At 65.1% G+C, this 23,510-nt stretch carries 22 protein-coding genes and 1 tRNA gene; 14 read left to right on the top strand and 9 right to left on the bottom strand.

The genetic code is table 11. The features are described 5' to 3' along the window. Positions 1-87: 87 nt before the first annotated feature. Genes sdhC through sdhA form a run of 3 tightly spaced genes read left to right on the top strand, consistent with a single transcriptional unit; the run spans position 88 to position 2,728 of the window. Positions 88-522: a succinate dehydrogenase, cytochrome b556 subunit gene (sdhC, locus tag M2335_RS12570; RefSeq protein ID WP_264569748.1), complete on the top strand. Its 435-nt coding sequence runs from the start codon at positions 88-90 to the stop codon at positions 520-522. After that, positions 522-911: a succinate dehydrogenase, hydrophobic membrane anchor protein gene (sdhD, locus tag M2335_RS12565; protein WP_181559024.1), complete on the top strand. Its 390-nt coding sequence runs from the start codon at positions 522-524 to the stop codon at positions 909-911. The genes sdhC and sdhD overlap by 1 nt, the downstream gene beginning before the upstream one ends. Positions 912-913: 2 nt before the next feature. Continuing rightward, on the top strand, positions 914-2,728 hold the full coding sequence (sdhA, locus tag M2335_RS12560; protein ID WP_264584568.1) for a succinate dehydrogenase flavoprotein subunit: 1,815 nt from the start codon (positions 914-916) through the stop codon (positions 2,726-2,728). Between the two features lie 164 nt (positions 2,729-2,892). Here sdhA and M2335_RS12555 read toward each other — a convergent pair whose 3' ends face one another. Next, positions 2,893-3,054, bottom strand: a complete 162-nt coding sequence (locus tag M2335_RS12555; protein WP_181561349.1) for a YdcH family protein — start codon at positions 3,052-3,054, stop codon at positions 2,893-2,895. 243 nt (positions 3,055-3,297) lie between these two features. Between M2335_RS12555 and M2335_RS12550 the strand changes: the two genes are divergently transcribed. The 4 genes from M2335_RS12550 (at position 3,298) to M2335_RS12535 (ending at position 10,508) form a co-directional block, all read left to right on the top strand. Continuing rightward, positions 3,298-3,525 carry a YdcH family protein gene (locus tag M2335_RS12550; protein WP_264588476.1) on the top strand — a complete coding sequence of 76 codons (228 nt, stop codon included), beginning with the start codon at positions 3,298-3,300 and terminating at the stop codon, positions 3,523-3,525. A 96-nt stretch (positions 3,526-3,621) separates the two neighbouring features. Then, positions 3,622-4,098: a DUF1465 family protein gene (locus tag M2335_RS12545; RefSeq protein WP_264594892.1), complete on the top strand. Its 477-nt coding sequence runs from the start codon at positions 3,622-3,624 to the stop codon at positions 4,096-4,098. 138 nt (positions 4,099-4,236) lie between these two features. Continuing rightward, positions 4,237-6,309 (top strand): autotransporter assembly complex protein TamA, encoded by a 2,073-nt coding sequence (locus M2335_RS12540; RefSeq protein ID WP_264594891.1) that lies wholly within the window; start codon positions 4,237-4,239, stop codon positions 6,307-6,309. Next, positions 6,309-10,508 (top strand): translocation/assembly module TamB domain-containing protein, encoded by a 4,200-nt coding sequence (locus M2335_RS12535; protein ID WP_264594890.1) that lies wholly within the window; start codon positions 6,309-6,311, stop codon positions 10,506-10,508. Before M2335_RS12540 ends, M2335_RS12535 begins: the two co-directional genes overlap by 1 nt. Here M2335_RS12535 and M2335_RS12530 read toward each other — a convergent pair. The 4 genes from M2335_RS12530 to map all read right to left on the bottom strand — a co-directional run bounded on the left by M2335_RS12530 (position 10,502) and on the right by map (position 14,949). Next, positions 10,502-11,875 carry an MATE family efflux transporter gene (locus tag M2335_RS12530; protein WP_264594889.1) on the bottom strand — a complete coding sequence of 458 codons (1,374 nt, stop codon included), beginning with the start codon at positions 11,873-11,875 and terminating at the stop codon, positions 10,502-10,504. The genes M2335_RS12535 and M2335_RS12530 overlap by 7 nt on opposite strands. Before the next feature lie 176 nt (positions 11,876-12,051). Then, the gene (gene glnA, locus M2335_RS12525; protein WP_181559031.1) at positions 12,052-13,464 is read right to left on the bottom strand and encodes a type I glutamate--ammonia ligase; all 1,413 of its coding nucleotides are present in this window, start codon (positions 13,462-13,464) and stop codon (positions 12,052-12,054) included. Positions 13,465-13,526: 62 nt separating this feature from the next. Beyond that, complete coding sequence (locus tag M2335_RS12520) at positions 13,527-13,865, bottom strand: P-II family nitrogen regulator (RefSeq protein WP_181559032.1); 339 nt, start codon at positions 13,863-13,865, stop codon at positions 13,527-13,529. Positions 13,866-14,124: 259 nt separating this feature from the next. Further along, complete coding sequence (gene map / locus M2335_RS12515; protein ID WP_181559033.1) at positions 14,125-14,949, bottom strand: type I methionyl aminopeptidase; 825 nt, start codon at positions 14,947-14,949, stop codon at positions 14,125-14,127. 63 nt (positions 14,950-15,012) lie between these two features. Here map and M2335_RS12510 point away from each other — a divergent pair, with 63 nt between their 5' ends. Both M2335_RS12510 and M2335_RS12505 read left to right on the top strand, forming a co-directional pair. After that, positions 15,013-15,525: a GFA family protein gene (locus tag M2335_RS12510; protein ID WP_264594888.1), complete on the top strand. Its 513-nt coding sequence runs from the start codon at positions 15,013-15,015 to the stop codon at positions 15,523-15,525. 65 nt (positions 15,526-15,590) lie between these two features. Continuing rightward, the gene (locus M2335_RS12505) at positions 15,591-16,346 is read left to right on the top strand and encodes a competence/damage-inducible protein A (protein WP_264584575.1); all 756 of its coding nucleotides are present in this window, start codon (positions 15,591-15,593) and stop codon (positions 16,344-16,346) included. A 45-nt stretch (positions 16,347-16,391) separates the two neighbouring features. Here M2335_RS12505 and M2335_RS12500 read toward each other — a convergent pair whose 3' ends face one another. From M2335_RS12500 to M2335_RS12490, 3 genes are all read right to left on the bottom strand, one after another. Continuing rightward, the gene (locus M2335_RS12500; RefSeq protein WP_264594887.1) at positions 16,392-17,210 is read right to left on the bottom strand and encodes a hypothetical protein; all 819 of its coding nucleotides are present in this window, start codon (positions 17,208-17,210) and stop codon (positions 16,392-16,394) included. Positions 17,211-17,390: 180 nt separating this feature from the next. Then, positions 17,391-17,464: transfer RNA gene (locus tag M2335_RS12495), tRNA-Gly, on the bottom strand. A 191-nt stretch (positions 17,465-17,655) separates the two neighbouring features. Then, complete coding sequence (locus M2335_RS12490) at positions 17,656-17,994, bottom strand: hypothetical protein (protein WP_264574731.1); 339 nt, start codon at positions 17,992-17,994, stop codon at positions 17,656-17,658. A gap of 278 nt (positions 17,995-18,272) precedes the next feature. Between M2335_RS12490 and M2335_RS12485 the strand changes: the two genes are divergently transcribed. Together M2335_RS12485 and M2335_RS12480 are read left to right on the top strand one after the other, a co-directional pair. Beyond that, positions 18,273-18,908, top strand: a complete 636-nt coding sequence (locus M2335_RS12485) for a cytochrome c oxidase assembly protein (RefSeq protein ID WP_264594886.1) — start codon at positions 18,273-18,275, stop codon at positions 18,906-18,908. Next, positions 18,905-19,402: a CopD family protein gene (locus tag M2335_RS12480; RefSeq protein ID WP_264592896.1), complete on the top strand. Its 498-nt coding sequence runs from the start codon at positions 18,905-18,907 to the stop codon at positions 19,400-19,402. The genes M2335_RS12485 and M2335_RS12480 overlap by 4 nt, the downstream gene beginning before the upstream one ends. On the opposite strand, the gene M2335_RS12475 is transcribed toward M2335_RS12480, so the two are convergent. After that, positions 19,372-19,884 (bottom strand): DUF2231 domain-containing protein, encoded by a 513-nt coding sequence (locus M2335_RS12475; RefSeq protein ID WP_220128507.1) that lies wholly within the window; start codon positions 19,882-19,884, stop codon positions 19,372-19,374. The genes M2335_RS12480 and M2335_RS12475 overlap by 31 nt on opposite strands. A gap of 36 nt (positions 19,885-19,920) precedes the next feature. On the opposite strand from M2335_RS12475, the gene coxB reads away from it, so the two are divergent. The 3 genes from coxB to M2335_RS12460 are packed head-to-tail and all read left to right on the top strand — an operon-like array spanning position 19,921 to position 23,341. Further along, a complete protein-coding gene (gene coxB, locus M2335_RS12470) occupies positions 19,921-20,577 on the top strand; it encodes a cytochrome c oxidase subunit II (RefSeq protein ID WP_264594885.1) in 657 nt (218 codons plus the stop codon). Continuing rightward, the gene (ctaD, locus tag M2335_RS12465) at positions 20,574-23,027 is read left to right on the top strand and encodes a cytochrome c oxidase subunit I (RefSeq protein ID WP_264594884.1); all 2,454 of its coding nucleotides are present in this window, start codon (positions 20,574-20,576) and stop codon (positions 23,025-23,027) included. Before coxB ends, ctaD begins: the two co-directional genes overlap by 4 nt. Continuing rightward, a complete protein-coding gene (locus M2335_RS12460; protein ID WP_264594883.1) occupies positions 23,024-23,341 on the top strand; it encodes a hypothetical protein in 318 nt (105 codons plus the stop codon). The genes ctaD and M2335_RS12460 overlap by 4 nt, the downstream gene beginning before the upstream one ends. Positions 23,342-23,510 lie beyond the last annotated feature (169 nt).

Genomic DNA, 23,510 nt, shown 5'->3' with positions numbered 1-23,510 from the left:
ATTGGTGACATGGCGCCAGCGAGCGTTTGCAGTGCAGCAGCTTTGCGCTAAAGGGGCGCATTCTTTCACGAACAGGACTGCTCGATCATGGCGCAATCCGGGCGAAGGCCGCTTTCCCCGCACCTCACCATCTGGAAGTGGGGCCCGCATATGCTTCTTTCCATCCTCCACCGGGTGACGGGGGATGGCATGGCGATTCTGGGGGGCCTCGGCCTGACCTGGTGGCTGTATGCGGCGGCGAGCGGACCCGCAGCCTATGCGAACTTCCAATATTATGTCTGGCAAGCTGATGCGGGCGATCTGGCTGGCCTGATTGCCAATGTGATCGCGCGCATCGTGCTGATCGGCCTGACCTGGGCCTTCTTCCAGCACATGCTCTCGGGCCTGCGCCATCTGGTGATGGACATGGGCGCGGGCTTTGAGCTGACGGCGAACAAGCGGTGGTCGAAGGTCATTCTCGCCGCCTCGGCGCTGGCGACTGTGGCCTTCTGGGCGTGGATCTTCGTGGGGAGGGCATTCTGATGGGCAGCGGAACCAGACTGGGCCGCGTGCGTGGCCTCGGCTCGGCACGGAGCGGCACGCATCACTGGATCGCCCAGCGCTTCACGGCGATCGGCAATCTGCTGCTGGTGAGCTGGCTGCTGGCCAGCCTGGCGCTGCTTCCGGCGCATGATCATGCGGCCATCACCGGCTGGCTGACCCAGCCCATCGTCGCGGTGCCGATGATGCTGATGATTGTCAGCGTTTTCTATCACATCCGCCTCGGTCTTCAGGTGCTTATCGAGGATTATGTGCATGATGAGGGGCTGAAGTTCGCCACGCTCATCCTGCTGCACTTCTTCGTTATCGGCTGTGCCGCGGTCAGCCTGTTCTCTGTCGCGAAAATCGCCTTGGCCGGAGGGGCGCTCTAATCATGACGCAAGCCTACAAGATCATCGATCACACCTATGACGCCGTCGTCGTCGGCGCCGGCGGCTCGGGCCTGCGCGCCACCATGGGTATTGCCGAGAGCGGCCTCAAGACCGCCTGCATCACCAAGGTGTTCCCGACCCGCAGCCACACCGTCGCTGCGCAAGGCGGCATCGCGGCGAGCCTCGGCAATATGGGGCCGGACCACTGGACCTGGCACATGTACGATACGGTCAAGGGCTCCGACTGGCTCGGCGACCAGGACGCCATCGAATATATGGTGCGCGAGGCGCCCGCGGCCGTTTACGAGCTGGAACATGCCGGCGTGCCGTTCAGCCGCACGCAGGAAGGCAAGATCTACCAGCGCCCGTTCGGCGGCATGATGCAGAATATGGGCGAAGGCCCGCCGGCCCAGCGCACCTGCGCGGCGGCGGATCGCACCGGCCACGCCATGCTGCACGCGCTCTACCAGCAGAGCCTGAAGTATGACGCGGACTTTTTCATTGAATATTTCGCGCTCGACCTGATCATGGAGGACACGCCGGACGGCCCTGTCTGCCGTGGCGTCATCGCCCTCTGCATGGATGATGGGACGATCCATCGCTTCCGCGCCCATTGCGTCGTGCTCGCTACGGGCGGCTACGGCCGGGCCTATTTCTCGGCCACCAGCGCCCACACCTGCACGGGTGACGGCGGTGCCATGGTGCTGCGCGCCGGCCTGCCGCTGCAGGATCTGGAGTTCGTCCAGTTCCACCCGACTGGCATCTACGGTGCAGGCGTGCTCATCACCGAGGGCGCACGCGGCGAAGGCGGCTATCTCACCAACTCGGAAGGCGAGCGCTTCATGGAGCGCTATGCCCCGTCCGCCAAGGATCTCGCCTCGCGCGACGTCGTGTCGCGGTCCATGGCGATGGAAATCCGTGAGGGTCGGGGCGTCGGCGCGAACAAGGATCACATCCACCTGCACCTCGATCATATCGATCCCAAGGTGCTGGCCGAGCGCCTGCCGGGCATTACCGAGAGCGGCAAGATCTTCGCGGGCGTGGACCTGACCCGCCAGCCGCTGCCGGTGGTGCCGACCGTCCATTATAATATGGGCGGCATTCCGACCAATTATCATGGCGAGGTTGTCACCCGGAAGGGCGACAATCCCGATCATGTCGTGCCGGGCCTGTTCGCGGTCGGTGAGGCTGCCTGCGTCTCGGTACACGGCGCCAATCGCCTGGGCTCAAACAGCCTGATCGACCTCGTGGTGTTCGGCCGGGCGACCGGCAAGCGTATTGCCGAGATCGTGAAGCCCGATACGCCGCACAAGCCGCTGCCCAAGAGCGGTGACGAGCTGGCGCTGGGTCGTCTCGATCACTTCCGCAATGCCAAGGGCGGCACGCCCACGGCGCAGATCCGCCTCGACATGCAGCGCACGATGCAGGCTCACGCCGCCGTGTTCCGCACCGAGGAGCTGATGGCGGAAGGTGTCGAAAAGCTCGGCAAAATCTACGAGGGGATGACGGACATCGGGGTCACCGATCGCTCGCTCATCTGGAACAGCGATCTCGTCGAGACGCTGGAGCTGGACAACCTCATTTCGCAAGCCAGCGTCACCATCCACGGCGCGATTGCGCGCAAGGAAAGCCGTGGCGCCCATGCACGCGAGGATTATGCCGATCGCGACGATGCCAACTGGATGAAGCACACCCTTGGCTGGTTCGAAGGCTGGGGTGGCAAGGGAGGCAGCGTGAAGCTCGATAGCCGTCCGGTGCATGACTACACGCTGACCGACGACATCGACTATATCGCGCCGAAGAAGCGCGTTTACTGATCGGGCTCCATCGCGATGGCGTGCCAACAGAGCGTCCCGCACGATGTGGCTCCGGCAGGCGTTTTCAGCTTGGTCGTTGGGGGATCGTCAGTCGTCTGACGATAGCCGGGCTGGCCAGAGCAGGGGCGACCAGCGCCCCTACCTGGCTGTCATAGCCCTGGCGCTCAGGTCGCTGCGGAAGCGAGTGCCTGTTTGATGCGCAACTTCTCTTTCTTGAGGGTGGCGAGCCGGTAACTGTCCGGCGCAGGACGGGTAATCTCGTCCTTGATCCGGGCCTCCAGCCCGGCATGCTTGGCGTGCAGTGCGGAAACGTGGCTTGTGTCCATCATGTCCTCCTTGGCCATTGCTTCAATGGAGGTTCAGTAGATCACCAATTGCGCCCGCTGTCTCTGTCAATTGCCCGAAGCTGCGATAAATCGAGACCCTTCATGCGGTGTCACGTTATTTCGTTAAACATTCTTTCTGTGGGCAGACAGAAGCTTGCGGGCACGCGAAAGAAAAATCGCTAACCACCTTCTTTTGTTGCGCAGTTGCGCATTGCCGCGCCAACGGTGCCCTGGCATGTAGGCGTGCCGTTCAGAACTGGGGGCGAATCGGTGTTATCGATCGAGGAAATCGAGCAGCGGCTGGAAGCCTTGCGTGTCGAGCATCGCGATCTCGACTGCGCGATTGCGGCTTTGGGTCAGCTTTCCTTGCCCGACCAACTCCAGCTTGCCCGCCTCAAGAAGCGCAAGCTGCGCCTCCGCGACGAGATCACCATGCTGGAAAACAGCCTGATTCCCGACATTATCGCCTGACCGCCCACGGGTATAAGCGGCCGCCGGATCCGCCCAGATGGTATATTGAAGGTTAATCGACCTGACGTTCCGCCCGGCTTGTGGCAGCACAGGCTCATGAACGACTCGATGCCCCCGCACGTGCTTGACCGTCAGCTTGTCGACGCCCTGTATGTCGATGCCATGGTGCTGGCTGATGAGGCGCGCTCCTATTTCGATGATCGCGCCGAGGAGCATCGTCAGTCGCTGGGTCGCATCGGCTGGGTCGATTTCTCCTGCGAATCGATCAAGGTGACGACGCGGCTGATGCACGTCATCGCGTGGCTGCTCACGCAGCGCGCGATCTTCAACGGCGAGATGCGCGAATCTGTGCGGGAGGAGGAGCGCTATCGGCTTGGCCCAGCCGCCCTCACGCCGCTCGATGTCTCCTGCCAGTTCAACACAGAGATGCGCGCGCTCATCGCCAGCTCCGAGGAGCTCTATGCGCGAGTGGCCCGCCTCGAGCGCCAGTTCCTGGCCCGCAGGTCCCGCTTGTCGGCGATGCCGATCAATCCGGCGCATGTTCTGCTGACGCGGCTTGAACGGGCCTTCTGAGCCGTCCGGCCGGACAGCCCGCCGCAAAACGGTGCGTCACGCGCGAATGCTGCTTGCAGTCCTGCGACAAGCTCATAGACAGGCCTGATGCTGCGGCGATCGCGTTTGGGCAGGTGTTCCCGTGCAGGTGGGACTTTCATGGCGATCCTGCTGGCGGCGCAGGGCGCGCTGACGTGCGACCGCGCGCTGGCGCAAACGTCGCCCGGTCAAGCCACCCCATCGCCCGACGCCGCGCAGGACGCGCTCGATCTCGATGACATGCCCGACATCGGCCTCGACTGGCCGGACCTCGATCAGTCGGGGGAAACTCTGGCAGTGGAGGGCAGTGACGCCGGAGGAGAGGCCGAGCCCGCGCTAGCTGGCGGGCAGGGGACAGCAACGCCTGCAACGGAAGCTCCCGCCGGCACTGAGCCGGACCCCCTAGGCGGCACGGCGGGCGAAGCGGCAGCCCTTGCTGCGCTCGACCCCACCCAGCCGCTGCGTTATCAGCTCAATCTTGAAGGGCTGGACGATGCCGCCGATCCCATGTTCTACAGCCGGTTCGATGCGCTGTCGGCGCTGCGGACGGGGGAAGGCGACCGTGCCAGCATCGCGCAGATCCGGCGTCGGGCGCAGACCGATGAGGAACTGCTCGAAGATCTGCTGCGCACCCGGGGCTATTATGAGGGCCGGAGCCGTGCGCGCTTTGGCGTCAGTGGAGCAAGTGACCCCTATGTCCGCGTCGCGCTGCGCGCCGTCCCCGGCCAGCGCTTCGCCCTGAGCGCGGTGGAGGTGTTCGGGCTGGAAGGAACGATGGCGGACGGCAAGCCGTTGCGCTCGCTTTTCCCGGTGAAGGTCGGCGACCCGGCCGACACCGACACAATATTGGCCGCGACGAGCGCTTTGCGCGTCAGCCTCGAGGAGGGCGGCTATCCATTTGCGCAGGTGCGCGAGCCGGTGCTCACTGTCGATCATCAGCAGCGTCAGGCCCTACTCAGCCTTAATGCCGATACCGGCGACTTTCTCCGCTTCGGCTCAATCCGTGTGAATGAGGGCGCGCCGTTCGATGCGCGGCACGTGGCCGTCATCAGCCGCTTCTCGCCCGGCGACCCGTTCAAGCAAAGCGAGCTGACCGATCTCAACCGGGCCATCGTCGCGACCGGGTTGGTCTCCCAGCTTACCATCACACCCGCAGCGCGGCCGGACCGCGAGGCGGTGGACATCGTCGTGAACATGAACCGCGCGCCGCCACGGACGATCGCGGGGGAAATCGGTTATGGCACCGGCGAAGGCGCGCGCGTGGAAGTGCGCTGGCAGCACCGCAATCTCGTCCCGCCGGAAGGAGCGGTGACGCTGCGCGGCGTGATCGGTACGCAGGAACAGAGCGCGTCCGCGATCTTCCGGCGCAACAATCTGTGGCAGCGCGATCAGGCTCTCAATGGCGAGCTCAGCATCGCCAATGTCGATCAGCCGGCTTATGACGCGCTGACCGCCGGCATCGCCGCGAGCCTGGAAAAGCACACCAACCTGATTTTCCAGAAGGAATGGACCTGGTCCGCCGGCCTTGAGCTGCGCGTCAGCGACGAGCGGCGCCTATATGAGGGGTCGCCCGATCCGGTGCGGCGCCGCTATCTCATTCTCGCCCTGCCGACGAGCCTGACTCATGACGGCAGCGACGATCTGCTCGATCCGCGCAAGGGCTTCCGCCTCGGCGGGCGCCTGTCTCCCGAACTGTCCCTGCAGGATGGCGCGTTCGGCTATGTCCGCGCGCAGATCGATGGCAGCACCTATATTCCGGTCGGCGAGCGGCTGACCATTGCCGGGCGCGCGCGTCTCGGCACCATCGTCGGCGCGTCGGCCGACCGCATCGCGCCGACGCGGCGCTTCTACGCCGGCGGCGGCGCCTCCGTGCGTGGCTATGCCTATCAGGCCATTGGCCCGCGCGACCTCAATAACGATCCGGTGGGCGGGCGCAGCCTTGGCGAAATCTCGCTGGAAGCGCGCTATCGCTTCGGCAGTCTCAACCAGTTCGGCATCGTGCCGTTCATCGATGCCGGGACGATTTCGCCCGATCCCCTGCCGACGATCCGCGAGATGCGTGTCGGCGCGGGCCTTGGATTTCGCTATTACAGCAACTTCGGGCCGATCCGGATCGATGTCGGCACCCCACTCAATCCGCAACCGGGTGACTCGCGCATCGGCGTCTATGTGTCGCTGGGGCAGGCCTTCTGATGGCCGCGCAAGACGAGCCCGTGCCGGAGGGTGCCTCGGAGCAGGCGCCGCCGCCGCCCCGCCGCAAGCGTTCGCTGCTGCGCTCGGGGTTCAGCCTTTCGGTCATCCTGCTCATCGTGGCGCTGGTGGTGGCGCTCTGGGGTGGGGTACGCTGGCTGGATAGCGAAGGCGGCCATCGCTTCATCATCCGCAAGATCGCGCAGTGGGAGGCGACCTCCGGCCTGCGTATCACCGTGGGCGCCATTGAGGGGCGCGTCTTCAACGACATGGTGCTGCGCGATGTGCGCTTTTTCGATACGCAAGGGCAGTTCGCCAGGGTCGATCGCGCCGATGTGAGCTGGTATCCGCTCGGCTGGCTCTCCAACCGGCTCGATCTTGATCGGCTGCACATCCATTCGGCCGACCTTTCCCGCCGGCCCGCGCTCAAGCCCTCCACCTCGCCCAAGCAGCCGCTGCTGCCGGGGTTCGACATTCGGCTGGCGGACCTGCGGGTGGACAGGCTGGGCATCGGCCCGGCGGTGCTGGGTGAGGCGCACGTCGTCCGCGCAATCGGCAATGCCGATGTGCGCTCCGGTCGCGCGGTGATCGATCTTCTGGCGAGCGCGCCGCGCACGGGCGATGTGCTGCGTCTCGCGCTGGACAGCCGGCCCGATGATGGCCGGTTCGATCTCGATGCGATTGTCGTCGGGCCACAGGGCGGCGTGATCGCGGGCACCCTGGATGCGCAGCAACCGGTGTCGTTTCGCATCCATGGCGATGGCGATTGGCGCCGCTGGAAGGGCCGGCTTACGGCGTTGACCGCCAATCGCCTTACTGCGAACGTCGCACTGACCGCAGTGGAGGGCCGCTATCAGGCGAAGGGCCCGTTGGCCTTGCTCGGCCCGCTCGAACCGCTGACCGCGCTGGGCAGCCAGCAGGCGCAGATCGAGGCGGACGTGCGGTTCGACAACCGGCTGCTCTCGGGCACCGCCTCGCTGGCGATGCCAGCCGCCAAGCTGACGGCCAATGGCGGTGTGGATTTCGGCCGCAATCGTTTCGATGAGCTGCGCGTTTCGGCGGTGGTCGCGCGGCCCGGCCAGTTGGCGAAGGGCGTCGCCGGCCAGTCCGTCAATCTGCGCGCCCGGCTGTCCGGCGCATTCGATGCGATGGAGGTGGGGTATCTGCTGACCTCTGCCGAGCTGCGGCAGGGCGGGTTGGCGCTTCGCAACATCCGTCTGGAAGGCGAGGGCCGGCTGAACGGCCCGCGCGGACGCTTCCCCATCCGGCTGACGGCGCAGGCACTGACTGTCGGCCAGCGCGCTGTGGACGAGCGGCTGCGCAATCTCGTCGTTCAGAGCGTGCTGCTGAAGAATGGCGATGATCTGCGCATGGATCGCTCGGACGTGCGGGCGAGCGGTTTTCGCGGGCAGATCGAGGGGCAAGGCAATCTCGGCTCTGGGAGCTACCTCGCGAGTTTTCGCGGCGGTCTGAATGGACTGGAGATTGCCGGCCTGGGTCGGCTCGATCTCGATGCCGTGCTGCGGCTGGCCCGACCGCCGCAAGGGCAGAGCAGCTTTTCCGGCACTGCCCGCGCGACGATGCGGCGGCTCGACAATGGCTTCCTGCGTGGCCTTGGGGACGGGTTGCCGGTCATCACCAGCCAAGTCGGGCTGGCGTCGGGCGGCGGCATCGCGTTGCGCGATCTGCGGCTGGTGGCGCCCGCGCTCACCCTTTCCGGCCAAGGGCGGATCGACGGCGCTGGTCAACTCGATCTTCGCGGGCAGGGCGAGCATCGCGATTATGGTCCTCTGCAACTGGCGCTTGCCGGCAAGCCGGATCGCCCCCGGGTTGACATCACCCTTGCGCGCCCGCTGCCGGCAGTCGGCCTAGCCAATGTCCACGCGCTGCTGACCCCTGACGATCAGGGCTATGCCGTGACGGTCGAGGGCGGCTCGATGTTCGGCACCTTCGCCGCGACCGGCGCGATCCTGCTGCCGCGCGGTGGCGCCGCGACCATCTCGGTGGCGGATCTGGGGGTTAGCGGCGTCACGGTGCGGGGCGATCTCGTGCCCGTCGATGGCGGCTTGCAGGGCGCCCTGTCGCTCTCCGGTCCCGCCGAGGGCGCGGTGACGCTGGGCATGGTCGATGGCGTGCAGCGCATCGGCTTCGATGTCGACCTGAGCGGCGCCAATTTCACGGGATCGCCGGGGATCGTCATCAATCGTGGCTCGCTGGAGGGCGAAGCGCTGCTCCGTCCTGGCGCGGTGACGATCAACGCCAATGCGCAGGGTCGCGGCGTACGCGTCGGCGGCGTGCGGATCGGGCGGTTCGCCGGTGCGCTCAAGCTGGTCAATGGCGAGGGAACGGCCACCGTCTCCATGAATGCGCGGACGGGGCGCAGCTTCGATCTGCAGGCGCGCGCCGGCATCGCGCCGAACCGGATCAGCATCGATCTGGATGGCTCGCTGGATGAATCGGCGATCCGGCTCGACCGGACGGCAGTGCTCAGCCGGGAAGAGGATGGCTGGCGCTTGGCGCCGGCGACCGTGCGAATGCAACGCGGCGCCCTGCGCCTGTCCGGCTTTATCGGCGGGACGCGCACCGAGATGGACGCCAAAATGCAGGCCGTGCCGCTGCTGCTGCTCGATCTCGCCAATGACGATCTGGGATTGGGTGGCACCATGGACGGCACGGCGCATTATGTCGCGCCGGTCGACGGGCCGCCGACCGGCAAGCTCAATTTGCGCGTGAAAGGCCTCACTCGCTCTGGCCTGGCGCTCAGCTCAGCGCCGATCGATATGGGCCTCAATGCCGAGCTGGATACGCGCCGACTGGCAGCCCGTGCCGTGGTGGCGCGTGGCGGGAAGGTGGTCGGTCGCGCGCAGGCGCTGGTGACACCGCTTGGCAGCGGGTCGCTGAGCCAGCGTCTGTTCCGGTCGCCCTTGCAGGCCCAGTTCCGCTATGCCGGCGATGCCGACACGCTCTGGCGGCTCACCAATGTCGAGATCGTTTCGCTGGGCGGCGATCTGCGCCTGTCCGCCAGTGCCGGCGGCACCTTGTCGGACCCGCGCATTGAAGGGACGCTCTCCACGCGCAATGGCCGCATCACCAGCCCGGTGACCGGCATGGTGATCCGCGATGTGCAGGCGAGCGGTCGGTTCAACGGATCGCAACTGTCGATTCCAGACCTTCAGGGCCGGGCCGGCAGCGGCAAGGTTACCGGTACGGCGGTGTTCGATCTCTCTGCCGAGCGCGGCATCGGCATGGATATCGCGCTGCAGGCAGATCGCGCAGTGCTGATGGACCGCGACGATGTCGGCGCGACAGTGACCGGCCCCGTACGCATCGTCTCCTCCGGCAGCGGGGGCACGATCTCGGGCAATCTGGAGGCCGTCTCCAGCCGGTTTACGCTCGGGCGCGCCAGTTCGTCGACGGAAATTCCGCGTCTGCGTCTGGTGGAGATCAACCGCTCGGGCGATCAGGTGGAGCGGGCGCGGGCGGACGCGCCCTGGCGGCTCGACATCACCGTCAAGGCGCCGCGCGGGCTCATCGTTGAGGGGCTGGGGATGCAGAGCGAATGGTCGGCCGATCTCAAGATCGGCGGGCTGGCGACCGCGCCGGCCTTTTCCGGCGTGGCGACGCTCACGCGCGGAACCTATGATTTCGCGGGGCGCCGGTTCGACCTGCAGGAGGGGCGCCTGACCTTTACCGGCAGCACGCCGGTCAATCCGCGCCTCGATATCCGCGCGGTCGCGGACGTGCAGGATCTGAGCGCGACGATCAACGTCACCGGCACCAGCATGCGGCCGATCATCGCCTTCTCCAGCATTCCGGCGATGGCGCAGGATGAACTGCTCTCCCGCCTGCTGTTCGGCACCTCGATCGCCAACCTCTCGGCGCCTGAGGCGCTGCAGCTTGCCTCGGCCGTGGCGGCATTCCAGGGCGGGGGTGGCGGTCTTGACCCGATCAACGCCGTCCGCCGCGCGACCGGCCTCTCGCGGCTGCGCGTGCTGGCGGCCGATACCACCACGGGACGGCAAACCTCGATCGCGGCCGGCAAGAATATCGGCGAGCATCTCTATGTCGAGCTGATTACGGACGGGCAGGGCTATAGCGCCACCAGCATCGAATATCAGATCACCCGCTGGCTGGCCTTGATCTCCACCGTGTCGACCATCGGCCGGCAGAGCGCGGCGGCGCGGATTTCCAAGGATTATTGAGCCGGGGCGGGCGGCGTCAATCGGCGGCGCCAGCTGCCGTGGCGGAACCAGTAGAGGCAGAGCAAGGCCGCCGCGACATTGGCGATCGGATAACTCCACCATACGCCTGCGATGCCCCAGTGGGTGGCATAAGCAATCAGATAGGCCGCCGGCATCTGGAACCCCCATTGCATGATGATCGAGATGACCATCGAGTGGCTCGGGCTGCCCGCGCCCCGGAATGCCCCGAGTAACGCTTGCGGCACGGTGAGCACGCCCAGAAAGGGGAAGTAGACATAGGCGAAGGTCGAGGCGAGGGCGATCACATCCGGCTCGCCCGGCGCCAGCGCGGCCATGATCGCCGGCACGAATGGCAGATTAAACAAGCCGATGAGCGTCATCCCGCCAAAGCCGAGCCAGGCAGAAAGGCGCGCAGCCTGTTCCGCGCGCTCGGTGAGGCCGGCGCCGACATTCTGGCCGACCACGGCTGCGGTGGCGATGGAGAGGCCGAGCATGGGCGTAAACCAGAAGAACAGCGGCCGCGTCCCCACGCCATAAGCAGCAAGGCCGAGCGTGCCGAAGCTGGCGGCCAGCGCCATGAGCAGCACCGAGCTGAAGGTGCGGATCGCCTGCTCGATGGAAGCAGGCAGGCCAAGCCCCAGCGCCAGGCGGATATGCGACCAGTCCGCGCGGAAATGCCGGGCCCGCACATGCAGGGCGGATCGCCCTGAGAGCATGTGATGGAGCAGTACCAGCAGCGCGCCGATCTGCACGATCACCGTCGCCAGCGCAGCCCCGGCAATGCCCAGGGCGGGAAACGGCCCGATGCCGAAGATCAGCAGCGGATCGATCAGTGCATTGGCGATGACGCTGCCGATCTGCACGCGCATGGCAAAGCGCACCTCGCCGGCGGCCTGCAACATCGCCTGCATGGCCATGAAGCCAAACATCGGAACCATGCCGATGAAGCGGATGTGCAGATAGTCGGTTGCCCGCGCATGGATCGCCGGCTCCACGCCGATGAGGGTGAGCACGGCCGACGCGGAGAAGGCGCCCGAGAGGGTGAAGGCCAGCGCGACAATGCCGACCATCAGCAGGGTCTGCGCTGCGACATGATCGAGCGCCTCCATGCGCCGCGCGCCCATATTCTGCGCGATCAGCACGGCGCCGGCGGTCGATAGGCCTGAGCCCAGGCCGATCAGCACGAAGAACAGCGGGCCGCTGGCGGTCACCGATGCAATTGCGGCCTCGCCGAGCCGGCCAACCCAGAAGGCGTTGACAATATCGAAGCTGGCCTGCGCGAGATTGGTGACGGTGATCGGCCAGGCTACGCGCAGCAGCACCGTGAGCAGCCGCCCTTCCGTCATCGAGACGCTTCTGCCGCTCATTGTCGCGCGATCCTCCCCCAGCTTCGCTCAGGGGTAGAGAGCGGCCCTGCGGATGACAAGCGACGATGATTCGCGCGCCCTATGCGTGAAGTCGGCGTGGGTCATCGGCATTCACCCACAACAAAAGGCCCGGGATCTTTCGATCCCGGGCCTTCCGTTTCGCTTAATCCTGGGGATCAGGAGCTGTAATACATGTCGAACTCGACCGGGCTGGGCGCCATTTCCCAGCGGTACACTTCCGGCCACTTCAGTTCGATATAGGCGTCGATCTGGTCCTTGGAGAACACGTCTCCCTTGAGCAGGAAGTCGTGGTCGGCTTCCAGGCTGTTCAGCGCTTCACGCAGCGAGGCGCAAACCGTGGGAACCTGGCTCAGCTCTTCGGGCGGCAGATCGTAGAGGTTCTTGTCCATCGCCTCGCCGGGGTGGATCTTGTTCTCGATGCCGTCGAGGCCGGCCATCAGCAGCGCAGCGTAGCACAGATAGGGGTTGGCCATCGCGTCGGGGAAGCGGAACTCGACGCGCTTCGCCTTGGCACCCGAACCGTAAGGAATACGGCAGGAAGCCGAGCGGTTGCGGGCCGAATAGGCCAGCAGCACGGGCGCCTCGAAACCGGGGACCAGACGCTTGTAGCTGTTGGTCGTCGGGTTGGTGAAGGCGTTAAGGGCCTTGGCGTGCTTGATGACGCCGCCGATGAAGTACAGGCACATGTCGGACAGGCCGGCATAGCCGTTACCAGCGAACAGCGGATTGCCCTTGTCCCAGATCGAGATGTGGGTGTGCATACCCGAGCCGTTGTCCTGCGCGATCGGCTTGGGCATGAACGTGGCGCTCTTGCCATAGGCCTGGGCGACCATCATCACGACATACTTGTAGATCTGCATGCGGTCGGCGGTGGTGACCAGCGTGCCGAAGGTGAGGCCCAGTTCGTGCTGCGCGGCGGCCACCTCATGGTGGTGCTTGTCGCAGGGCAGGCCCATTTCGAGCATGGTCGTGACCATCTCGGCGCGGATGTCCGTGCAGGGATCGACCGGCGCGACGGGGAAGTAGCCGCCCTTGGCGCGCGGACGGTGGCCGAGGTTGCCGGCTTCATATTCGCGGCCGGTGTTGGTCGGCAGCTCGATGTCGTCGATCTTGTAGAAGGACTCGTTGTAGTCCGTATTGAAGCGGACGTCGTCGAACATGAAGAACTCGGCTTCCGGGCCGACATACACAGTGTCGCCGAAACCGGCGGCCTTGACATAGGCCTCGGCGCGCACGGCGGTCGAGCGCGGATCGCGGCCATAGAGTTCGCCGCTCGAGGGCTCGACGATGTTGCAGAACAGGATCATCATCGGCGTCGCGCTGAACGGATCGACATAGACCGCGTCCAGATCGGGCTTCAGGATCATGTCGGACTCGTTGATCGCCTTCCAGCCCTCGATGGAGCTGCCGTCGAACATGAGGCCTTCCTCAAGCTCGTCCTCGCCCAGCACGCCGGCGCACATGGTCAGGTGCTGCCACTTGCCCTTGGGATCGGTAAAGCGCAGATCGACCCATTCGATCTCCTTTTCCTCGATCATCTTGAGGATGTCTTTGGGCGTATTGGCCATGAGGATGTTACCTTCTCTTTGGTCTGAGTTGTTGCGGGTCTTCGGTCAGCGAACGGAAACGGTCAGATGGCAGCTTCGTCGAGCTCGCCGGTGCGGATGCGCACGGCCTTTTCGACAGGGATGACGAAGATCTTGCCGTCACCGATGCGGCCCGTCTGTGCGGCGCTGGAGATGGCATCGACCACGCGATCGACGATCTCGTCCGCCACCACCACTTCGAGCTTCACCTTCGGCAGGAAGTCCACGACATATTCGGCGCCGCGATAAAGCTCGGTGTGACCCTTCTGTCGCCCGAAGCCCTTCGCCTCCGTGACGGTGATTCCGGAAACGCCGACCTCGTGCAGCGCTTCCTTCACATCATCCAGCTTGAACGGCTTGATGATTGCTTCCACCTTCTTCATGTCAAACGCACCCCTTTGTTTCGCGGTTTGATTGCGGACCGCGACATGCTGCCCGGACGATTTCGACCCAGGCGACATGCGCGACCGCGCAGGAAATCGGACGCTACAGCGCCCGTTCGCGAATCACCAGCGAAGCATTGGACACTTTGCGACGACTTGTCGATATTGCCCGGATTTCGGGCATTTTGGGCAGCAGTTGCCCAAATAATAGGCACCGATCTGCGCCTATTGAAACACGAGCTCCGGATAGCGACCAGCTTCAATAAGGCGGGCGGTGCAAACCCTTGGGGCTGAGCGTGAAAATCTCGCAGCCATCCTCGGTAATGCCGATCGAATGCTCGAACTGCGCCGAGAGCGAGCGGTCGCGCGTGACCGCCGTCCAGCCATCCTCGAGCATTTTCACCGTCGGCTTGCCGGCATTGATCATCGGCTCGATGGTGAAGATCATGCCCGGCCGCAATTCGGGGCCGGTGCCGGGTCGCCCGACATGGATGACTTCGGGCGCGTCATGGAACACCCGGCCGAGGCCGTGGCCGCAGAAATCCCGCACCACGCCATAGCGATGCCGCTCGGCATAGCTCTGGATTGCATGACCGATGTCGCCGAGATGATTGCCCGGCTTTGCCTGCTCGATGCCGAGCATCAGGCAGTCATAAGTCACGTCGACCAGGCGCCGCGCCTTCACCGGTACATCGCCGACCAGGTACATGCGGCTGGTGTCGCCATGCCAGCCCTCCACCAACGGGGTCACGTCGATGTTGACGATGTCGCCGTCCTTGAGCGGCTTGTCGCCCGGCATCCCGTGGCAGATCACATTGTTGAGGCTGATGCAGCAGCTATACGCATAGCCGTGATAGCCCAGCGTCGCGGGGACGGCGCCGGCATCCAGCATCATCTGGCGGATGAAATCATCGATGTCGGAGGTCTTCGCGCCCGGCACGACCAGTGGTACGATCGCATCGAGAATCTCGGCCGCCAGCCGGCCCGCCTTGCGCATTCCGGCAAAGCCCTCCGGGCCATGCAGCTTGATGGCGGAGGTGCGGACGTTCTGGGTTTCGGCGGTCGGCGTGAGATAGGTCGTCATCCGCTCCATATAGGGGGAGGCGTGCGGAAAGGCGATAGGCTTGCCAGGGGAAGGGGGGACGCAATGCAGGACGCTGCCGAAATGGCCGGAGGGGACCTCAGCGGAGGCTGCGCGTGCGGCGCGGCGCGCTATCGCGTTTCGCGCGCGCCGATCTTCGTGAACAATTGCCACTGCCGGCGCTGCCAGGTGCAGACGGGGTCGACGTCGGTCGTCAACATGTTCGTGGAGGCCGAAAGCGTGGGCCTCTTGAGCGGAACGCTCAGCGAGCATGTCGTAAAGGCAGGCAGTGGCGGCGACCATATCATCTGCCGCTGCACGGCATGCGGGACGGCGCTCTGGAGCTATTATCCCCGGCTGGGCAGGCTGGGCGTGGGGGTGCGGGTCGGTACGCTGGACGACCCCGCGCGGGTGAAGCTGGACGCAGTGATCTTCACCGCCAGCAAAATGCCATGGACGGCGCTGCCCGAGGATATCCCGTGCTTTGAGGCTACCTACAATCCGGCGGAACTCCTCCCGCCCGACCGTTTCTCGCGCCTTGAGGCGCTCATCGTCCAGCGCGCGGCTGGCGGCGGATGACAGCGCAGGGCAGAAATTTTCCGGTCTCGCTTGGCGCGATGGGGCGCCGGGTCTAAAGCCGGGCGATGAGCGAACGCATCTGGACTGCCGCCCTTCTCGTGATCGGCGACGAGATTCTTTCTGGTCGCACGCAGGACCGCAATGTGGCGCAGATCGGCACCTGGCTGAACGTGCAGGGCATCCGCCTGCGGGAAGTGCGCGTGGTGGGTGATGATGCGGCGGCAATCGGCGAGGCCGTGAATATCCTGCGCGCCCGCAACGATTATCTCTTCACAACCGGCGGCATCGGCCCGACGCACGATGATATCACGGTCGATTCCATCGCGGCTGCCTTGGGCGTGCCCGTGGTCGTCCATCCCGAAGCGCGTGCAATTCTGGAAGCCTATTACGCCTCGCGCGGAGGCATCAACGAGGCGCGGCTGCGCATGGCGCGCGTGCCGGAGGGCGCCGCGCTGATCCCGAATCATTATTCCGGCGCCCCGGGTATTCGGGTCGGCAACATCTTCATCATGGCCGGTGTGCCGCACATCACGGCAGGCATGCTCGCGGAACTGACCGGCAAGCTCGAGGGCGGCGCGCCGCTGCTCTCGCGCACCATTGGCTGCAATGTCGCCGAAAGCGAGATTGCCGATCAGCTCGCCCAGATCGAGCGGCGGCACGAGGGGTGCCAGATCGGCAGCTATCCCTTCTTCCGCGAAGGCAAGGTCGGGGCCAATTTCGTAGTCCGCGCCACCGATCAGGCGCGGCTCGATGCCTGTGTGGACGATCTCAACGCGGCGCTGGTCGCGGCGGGTTTTCAGCCGGTCGACGGCGGTATCTGACGCACAGAGGGCGGCCCGCGCCTGGCGGTGATGCGGGGGCGTGCTCTATCCCGCATACTCCGTCGCGCGAACGAACATCCGCACGAGACGCCGGCGAAGAGCCTGACGCTGGTCGAAATTGTCGACGGTAGCCGAGCGCGCGAGATCCCCGCAACGCCCCGAGAAATGGACTGCCCCGGCATCCTCGGCGCAGCGCGCGAGCCAGCCGGCCGATGTGGCGACGGCGCGGTCATGGATCGTCAGCGCGCGGGTGCAGAGCGCCGGCATGTCGTCGGTGCAGCCCATCGCGAAGGCCAGATAAGCGATATAGTCCGGCGCCCACACATCGTCGGAGACGTCCATCGCATCAGCGTCTGGAATGTCATCCGCGAGGATTTCGCAGCCATTTCCGTCGATGAACGGGCTATCATTGTGGAGGAAGCAGGCGCGGGACAGGATGTTGAAGGCCCGGTCCAACTGTGGTTGGCCGGCCAGACCCCTGCGGTAGATGATGCCCAGATATTTGCAGGCATAAGGGCCAATCCCGATGTCGGATGAATCGCAGACGCGGGCCATTTTTTCCTGCGCGGCGCCATAGTTGCGCAGCGTGGTATTCAGAAAATAGATCTTGCCGGCTTCGTAGCAGCCCCCCATCTGAATGCCCGCGGCGCAGGAGGCTTCGTAAGCGACGAGAGCGGCGCTCGCATCGCCCCGCCGTTCCGCCGTGACGCCCGCCTGCCAGCAACTGTCGACGTTCGAGTCTTTCACGCAGGCAGCGGAAGACTGCTCGCCCCCGAACGAGGCCTGCGCCGGCTGGGCAGTCGCTGCGCTCGAGAGAAACATCGCGCCGATCATCATGACGAGGGCTGCCAGCGCTGATCGCATTCTTTGTCTCCCGAGCCGACGAATGGGCCGCATCAGTCAGGAAGCGGCCATCACGCGCTGAATCTGCCGACCTCCGCTGCGTGGATCAAGCGCAGTGGAGCGGCCACCCTCAAATGCACCGTGCGAGCGGGAAAATTCAACCGGTTCGGCGGCTTAATGCTGGTGGGAATTTCTGGAAATTGGAGCGGGTGAGGGGAATCGAACCCCCGTCGTCAGCTTGGGAAGCTGCTGCTCTACCATTGAGCTACACCCGCTAATCAGGCGTTTCGCGCTGATCAGGCCGTCCCTGTCGCATCGGTTTGGCAACCGCGGCGGCGGCGACGCCTATGGCATAGGCTCATCACAGCGTCAATTTGCGAACGACGCGGGTCGGCGCCTGACACTGCGGCTCGTGAAACGCATGAGCAGCCAAGTTGCAGTCGCGAAAGGTCGGGCTTGAACGGTATCAACTTCGCTGAGAATCGACCGGCTGCTTGCCGGCTGCTCTGTTAGCAATACCGAAACATCCGAAGTCGACCTCAGCCAAGTTGCTTTCCCGTTTGATCAAGACGAGCGCTCTGTGCACCGCGACCATCTTGCGACGTCCCTCGACGAGATTTGATAGAGCGGCAGACATATCATCCAACAGCTTTTGAAAGCGCGCCGGCTCAATCACCGTGGTACGTTTGGTTTCGAGGATACTTGTCGTCAGCCGCGCCAGATCGAGCAGGGCCAGGTCCGTACTGTTGAAGGCGGTTTCGATGTCGGCCGCAATGGTGCGACCGCCGGCTTCAGAAATGTCCATAAATCCTCCGAGATGCAGATGTACCGGGTGACGCCGCCAGTGTTAGCCTGGGAACCTTTTCTCGCAAGTGTGCTGCCAGCTCCAGCGGGCGGGAACCCTCACGGATTGGCGGCGTTGGTTCAATTGGTCTGGCATGTGGCGGCGGGGATGCTGCTCAACTCCTCCTGGGACCTTTTCGGGGAAGTATAATCGTCACGAATATCCCTTATTGTGGCGCACCACCGGACCCGAGCCTGCTGCTCCTTAGCTGGAACTTCGATCCCTGGTTGTTGGCCGCCATGCTGGGCGGGACGATCCTGCTGCTCGCGACCGTCGGGCGACAGCGGCCCGGACTCGTCGCCGCCGGTTGCGGCATCATGCTGATCGCCTTCGTGTCGCCGCTCTGTGCGCTCGCAAGCGCAATGTTCTCCGCGAGAACCGTGCACCACATTCTGCTGGTCGCCTGCGCGGCGCCGGTCTTTGCGCTTCTTCTGCCGCGCGGGCGCTCCGGCAGCGCGGCGCTGCCCTTCGCCGTATCCACGGGCACGCTCTGGCTTTGGCACATCCCCGCTTTCTACACGGCGGCGCTCAATCATCATGGTCTGTACTGGCTGATGCAGCTTTCCCTGCTCGGCACCGCCATCTGGTTCTGGCACGCGATACTCTCGGCACGCGCGGCGTGGCCTGCCGCGATGGTCACGCTTGCCGCCGGGGTCGGGCAGATGGGCCTGCTGGGCGCGCTGATCACCTTCGCACCGCGCGTGCTCTATCCCCATCACCGCATCGCGCCCCTGGCCTATGGGATCGATCCCTTGCACGATCAGCAGCTTGCCGGTCTGATCATGTGGGTTCCGGCGATGCTGCCTTATGCCGTGATCGCCGGATTGATCGCGCGGCGCGCTTGGAGCGACGGCTGGCGGTGGACGCCCGCGTGACAGCGTGGATTCCGCTCATCAAGGGATTGCACATCGCCGCGATCCTGTTGTGGGCTGCCGGCCTGATCGCCTTGCCGCTGCTGTTGGCGCAGCATGAGCGCGGGCAGGGTCAGCAGGCGTATCAGCGCATCCGCCGCTTCACCCATTATGGCTATACTCATTTGCTGACCCCCGCTGCGGTGATCGCGGTTGCGGCCGGCACCGCGCTGTTGTTTCTGCGCGAAGTGTTCGTGCCCTGGATGTTCGGCAAGCTGCTGTTCGTGGGGCTGCTGGTCGGGCTGCACGCTTGGATCGGCAATCTCGTCGTGCGGATGGGCGAGCATGGCAATCAGCGTCAGCCCTCGCCGATCCTGCCGCTCGTGCTGCTCGCCCTCCTTCTGTGCGCGGCGATCTTTGCGATCGTACTAAGCAAGCCCTCCATCGACTTGACCATGCCGGACTGGCTGACGACGCCGCGCGGCCGTCAATTGCCGGTCGACGAGGTGCCGATTTGATAGTCAAACACCAGCTTGCCGCCATGCCATCCGGCAAAGGCCACGAAAATGGCCGACAGCACGGAGAGCAGCAGGCCGTAAGGGAGCACGGCGGATTCATAGCCGGACAGCCGATAGCCCCAATTGGCGCCGAGGACGGACAGCAGGGTGATCGCGACGATGAAGTGCGTCCAGCTTGCCGCACGAGCGCGAATACCCGGCACGCTAAGCAGCTCGACGGTTCCGGAAAGGCCGGCGAGCAGGCCCATCAGAAAGGCCATGCCGGTGCTCCACAGCGCCGCGCGCGCCCAGAAGCCGTCTCCGGTCCACCAATAGAAGAGATCGGCGCCCAGCGCGCAGGCCGCGAGGCCGATCGGGAACGAGACGAGCATGGCGTGAACGGGGTGCCCAGAGACCGCGATTTTCGATTCGGCGTCATCGAAGGAGGGGTTCGCGCTGATTGGGTCGGTCAGCGCATCTTCGCGCTGTTCGGTGCTGGGCATGGCCGTCCTTTACGCTGTCTGCGCTCTCGGGTCATAATGCCCGGCGCGGCGTTTTTCTCCAGCGGCTGTGCCGGCCGCTACTCGACGCTAGAGCCCGCAGGGCCGGCGGCGGATGCTATCGCATCCTTGTGGTGGGTCATGCTGGCCGGGGCGGTGGCGATCCTTGTGCTGGTCTGCGCGCTGCTCGCGCTCGCCTTTCGACGCGGCTCACTGGAGCGCCCGACCTCGGCCAAGCGGTGGATCATCGGCGGCGGGCTCATCTTCCCGTCCGTCGTTCTCGTCGCGCTGCTGGCTTATGGTCTGGTCATTGGCGAGCGGCTGCTGCCGCGCAACGATGCGCAGACCCTGCGCGTCATCGCCGAAGCGAGCCGGTGGCAGTGGACCTTCACGCAGCCCGGCCGCACCGGCGATGTCGTCACGCAGGATGTGCTCAACATTCCCGCCGGCCAGCCGGTTGATGTCGAACTGCGGACGCTCGACGTCATTCACGCTTTCTGGGTGCCGCGCCTCGCGGGCAAGATGGACGCCATTCCCGGCCATCGCAATGTCCTGCGCATCGAGGCCAACGTGCCGGGCGTTTATCATGGCCTGTGCGCCGAGTTTTGCGGCCCGGGGCACACGGGTCACGCCTTCCGCGTCGTCGCGCATGACCCAGCGGGTTGGGCGCGCTTTGTGGCGGGGGAGGGGCAGTGAAGGCGCTCCAGCTTCATCGTGCCCTAGAGCGCATCTGGGGAACGCCGCGCGGCTGGCGTGGCACCATCTCGACGGTCAATCACAGCGTGATCGGCGTGCGGTTGATGGTAACCGCCTTCATCTTCTTCCTGATCGGCGGCCTGCTGGCGATGCTGATCCGCGCCCAGCTGGCGACGCCGGGCAGCGCCTTTGTCGGGCCAGATATCTACAACCAACTGTTCACGATGCATGGCAGCATCATGATGTTCCTGTTCGCGATCCCGATGTTCGAAGGGTTCGCGATGTACATGCTCCCCAAGATGCTGGGCGCGCGCGATCTCGCCTTCCCGCGCATCACCGCCTATGGCTGGTGGTGCTATCTGTTCGGCGGCACGATGCTGATCGTGGCCATGCTGCTGGGCATCGCGCCCGATGCGGGCTGGTTCATGTACACGCCGCTGTCGTCCAAACCCTATTCGCCGGGGATCAATTCCGATTTCTGGCTGCTCGGCATCACCTTTGTGGAGATTTCCGCGATGGTGACGGCGGTCGACATCGTCGTCTCGATCCTCAAATTGCGGGCGCCGGGCATGTCGTTGGATCGGATGCCGCTGTTCGCCTGGTACATGCTGGTGACAGCGCTGATGATGCTGATCGGCTTCCCGCCGCTCATCCTCGGCTCCATCCTGCTCGAACTGGAACGTGCGTTCGGCTGGCCGTTCTTCGACGCGGCGCGGGGCGGGGACTCCCTGCTGTGGCAGCACCTCTTCTGGCTGTTCGGCCACCCGGAGGTCTACATCATCTTCCTGCCGGCCGCCGGCGCGATCTCGACCATCCTGCCGGTCATGGCGCGGACCCGCATCCTTGGATATGGCTGGATCGTGGCGGCGATCCTCGCGCTCGGCTTCCTGAGTTTCGGGCTGTGGGTCCACCACATGTTCACCGTCGGCATCCCGCATATGGCGCTGGCTTTCTTCTCCGCCGCCTCGACGCTGGTGGCGGTGCCGACCGGGGTGCAGATCTTTGCCTGGCTGGGCACGCTATGGGCCGGCCGGCCGCAAATGAAGCTACCGATGCTGTACCTGATCGGCTTCTTTGTCACCTTCGTGATGGGCGGGTTGACCGGCGTGATGGTCGCCATGGTCCCGTTCAACTGGCAGGCGCATGACAGCGCCTTCGTCACCGCGCATCTCCATTATGTGCTGTTCGGCGGTTTCGTCTTCCCGATGCTGGCGGCGGCCTATTACTGGCTCGGGCATTTTACGGGGCGGCAGTATAGCTACACGCTCGGCAAGGCGGCCTTCTGGCTGATCTTCACTGGCTTTCACCTGACCTTTTTCCTGATGCATCTGGTCGGCCTGCTCGGCCAGCCCCGCCGCATCGACAGCTATCCCGAGGGGCTCGGCTGGACGGGCTATAATCTGCTCTCGTCGGTCGGCGGCTTTGTGATGGCGACCGGCGTGGCCCTGTTCGTCATCGACATTGCGCTGCAGATTTTCCACGCGCCGCGCACCCGCCGCAACCCGTGGAATGCGGGCACGCTGGAATGGGCGATGATGCTGCCGCCGCCATCCTACAACATCGCGAGCCTGCCCCATGTCGATGACCGCGAGCCGCTCGAAAAGGCGCCCGACCTTGCGCTTTCGCTGGCGCGCGGGGAGGGCTATCTCGCCGAGCCGCGCCATGGCTGGCGCGAGACGCTGGCCGTCGACACGGCAAGCGGGCGGGTGGAGCACATCGTCGTCCTGCCGGGCAACACGACGCTGCCTTTGTGGACGGCGATGGTCACCGGCAGCTTCTTCCTGCTGATGCTGTTCAAGCTCTACATCTTGGCGCCGGTGCCGCTCATCCTGCTGGCGGCGCTTGGCTGGCGCTGGGCGTGGCTCCTTGGCGACAAGCAGGTTCGCGGCACGCTGCCCATCGGACATGGGGTCGAGGCGCCGCCCCATGCCGAGATAGGCGGATCGCCCGGCTGGTGGGGCAGCGTGTTCCTGCTGTTCGCCAACGGCACCTTCTTCGGCGCGCTTCTGTTCGGCCATGCCTTTCTCTGGATCATCGCCCCGAACTGGCCCCCGCCGGCGCTCGTCCTGCCTTCCCTCCCGATTTTGCTGGCGGGGATCGTGGGGGCGGGGGTGGCCGCGCTGTTCGGCCGCCGCCTGCGCCATGTTGCCATTGCCGGGGGTGGGCTGGCGACGTTGCTGGCTGCGTTGATCGTGACCGCCTGGCTGCTGTCTCCCGCACCCACGCTGCATGCTTATGGGGCGGTGGTGGCCGTGCTGCTCGGCTATGCCATACTCCACGCGGCACTCGCTCTGCTGATCGGCCTGTTCGTCTGGCAACGGCGTCGGGGAGGATATGTGGCCGCCACCCATGGCGCCGAGCCCAGGATCGCGCGGCTCTGGGCGGATTATGCCATTGCCGTCTGCGCCATCACGCTCATGTGCACCCATCTTTCCGGACTGCTGGCATGACCGCGTTGTTCCGAGCGATGGCAGGGTTGATCGCCTGGGCGGCGGCATTTGCGCTGTTATATGCCGTGCAGGGCCTCTCCTGCGCCTGGGGCTGGGACGATGCCGGCCTCGCCAGCGTGAGCGCTGCGCGGGTGGTGCTGGTCGTCATCTACCTGGTTTCAGTCGGCGCGGCAGCATGGCTATGCTGGGTCTTTAGGCCCCGCACCGGTCGCATGGACCTGCTCGCCTGGCTTGCCTTTGCCAGCGCCGTCACCGGTCTGGTCAGCATCTTGTATACCGGCATACCGGTCCTCACTGCGACCATCTGCACGTGAGAGCTCGCCTAGCCGGAAGGAAGGCCGTCGCCGGACGCGCTGTCGACGCCGGCCTCTCAGTGCGACCTTGATCGAGCCGGACATTCGCCGGGCTGATCTGGAAATCCGTGACTTTTCCGACCTTCAGCGCGTGACAAGCGCGCGAAACGCCCCTTATGGTGGCCCCGCT

Origin of the sequence: Sphingobium sp. B12D2B (genome assembly GCF_025961775.1) — a bacterium.
Lineage (GTDB): Bacteria > Pseudomonadota > Alphaproteobacteria > Sphingomonadales > Sphingomonadaceae > Sphingobium.
The sequence above is the reverse complement of the archived record's forward strand: the minus strand, read 5'-3'. Positions and strand labels throughout refer to the sequence as shown.

Excerpts from the sequence above, each read along its gene's own strand:
- map (WP_181559033.1), bottom strand. The coding sequence starts at position 14,949 with ATGACGACCTATCTCACGCCGACCGCCGAAACCCAGAACGTCCGCACC.
- M2335_RS12485 (WP_264594886.1), top strand. The coding sequence starts at position 18,273 with ATGCTGGGCGGGACGATCCTGCTGCTCGCGACCGTCGGGCGACAGCGG.
- sdhD (WP_181559024.1), top strand. The coding sequence starts at position 522 with ATGGGCAGCGGAACCAGACTGGGCCGCGTGCGTGGCCTCGGCTCGGCA.
- M2335_RS12475 (WP_220128507.1), bottom strand. The coding sequence starts at position 19,884 with ATGCCCAGCACCGAACAGCGCGAAGATGCGCTGACCGACCCAATCAGC.
- M2335_RS12555 (WP_181561349.1), bottom strand. The coding sequence starts at position 3,054 with ATGGACACAAGCCACGTTTCCGCACTGCACGCCAAGCATGCCGGGCTG.
- sdhA (WP_264584568.1), top strand. The coding sequence starts at position 914 with ATGACGCAAGCCTACAAGATCATCGATCACACCTATGACGCCGTCGTC.
- M2335_RS12460 (WP_264594883.1), top strand. The coding sequence starts at position 23,024 with ATGACCGCGTTGTTCCGAGCGATGGCAGGGTTGATCGCCTGGGCGGCG.
- M2335_RS12510 (WP_264594888.1), top strand. The coding sequence starts at position 15,013 with ATGCAGGACGCTGCCGAAATGGCCGGAGGGGACCTCAGCGGAGGCTGC.
- glnA (WP_181559031.1), bottom strand. The coding sequence starts at position 13,464 with ATGGCCAATACGCCCAAAGACATCCTCAAGATGATCGAGGAAAAGGAG.
- M2335_RS12540 (WP_264594891.1), top strand. The coding sequence starts at position 4,237 with ATGGCGATCCTGCTGGCGGCGCAGGGCGCGCTGACGTGCGACCGCGCG.
- sdhC (WP_264569748.1), top strand. The coding sequence starts at position 88 with ATGGCGCAATCCGGGCGAAGGCCGCTTTCCCCGCACCTCACCATCTGG.
- M2335_RS12530 (WP_264594889.1), bottom strand. The coding sequence starts at position 11,875 with ATGAGCGGCAGAAGCGTCTCGATGACGGAAGGGCGGCTGCTCACGGTG.
- M2335_RS12500 (WP_264594887.1), bottom strand. The coding sequence starts at position 17,210 with ATGCGATCAGCGCTGGCAGCCCTCGTCATGATGATCGGCGCGATGTTT.
- M2335_RS12490 (WP_264574731.1), bottom strand. The coding sequence starts at position 17,994 with ATGGACATTTCTGAAGCCGGCGGTCGCACCATTGCGGCCGACATCGAA.
- coxB (WP_264594885.1), top strand. The coding sequence starts at position 19,921 with ATGCCCGGCGCGGCGTTTTTCTCCAGCGGCTGTGCCGGCCGCTACTCG.
- M2335_RS12535 (WP_264594890.1), top strand. The coding sequence starts at position 6,309 with ATGGCCGCGCAAGACGAGCCCGTGCCGGAGGGTGCCTCGGAGCAGGCG.
- M2335_RS12545 (WP_264594892.1), top strand. The coding sequence starts at position 3,622 with ATGAACGACTCGATGCCCCCGCACGTGCTTGACCGTCAGCTTGTCGAC.
- M2335_RS12520 (WP_181559032.1), bottom strand. The coding sequence starts at position 13,865 with ATGAAGAAGGTGGAAGCAATCATCAAGCCGTTCAAGCTGGATGATGTG.
- M2335_RS12505 (WP_264584575.1), top strand. The coding sequence starts at position 15,591 with ATGAGCGAACGCATCTGGACTGCCGCCCTTCTCGTGATCGGCGACGAG.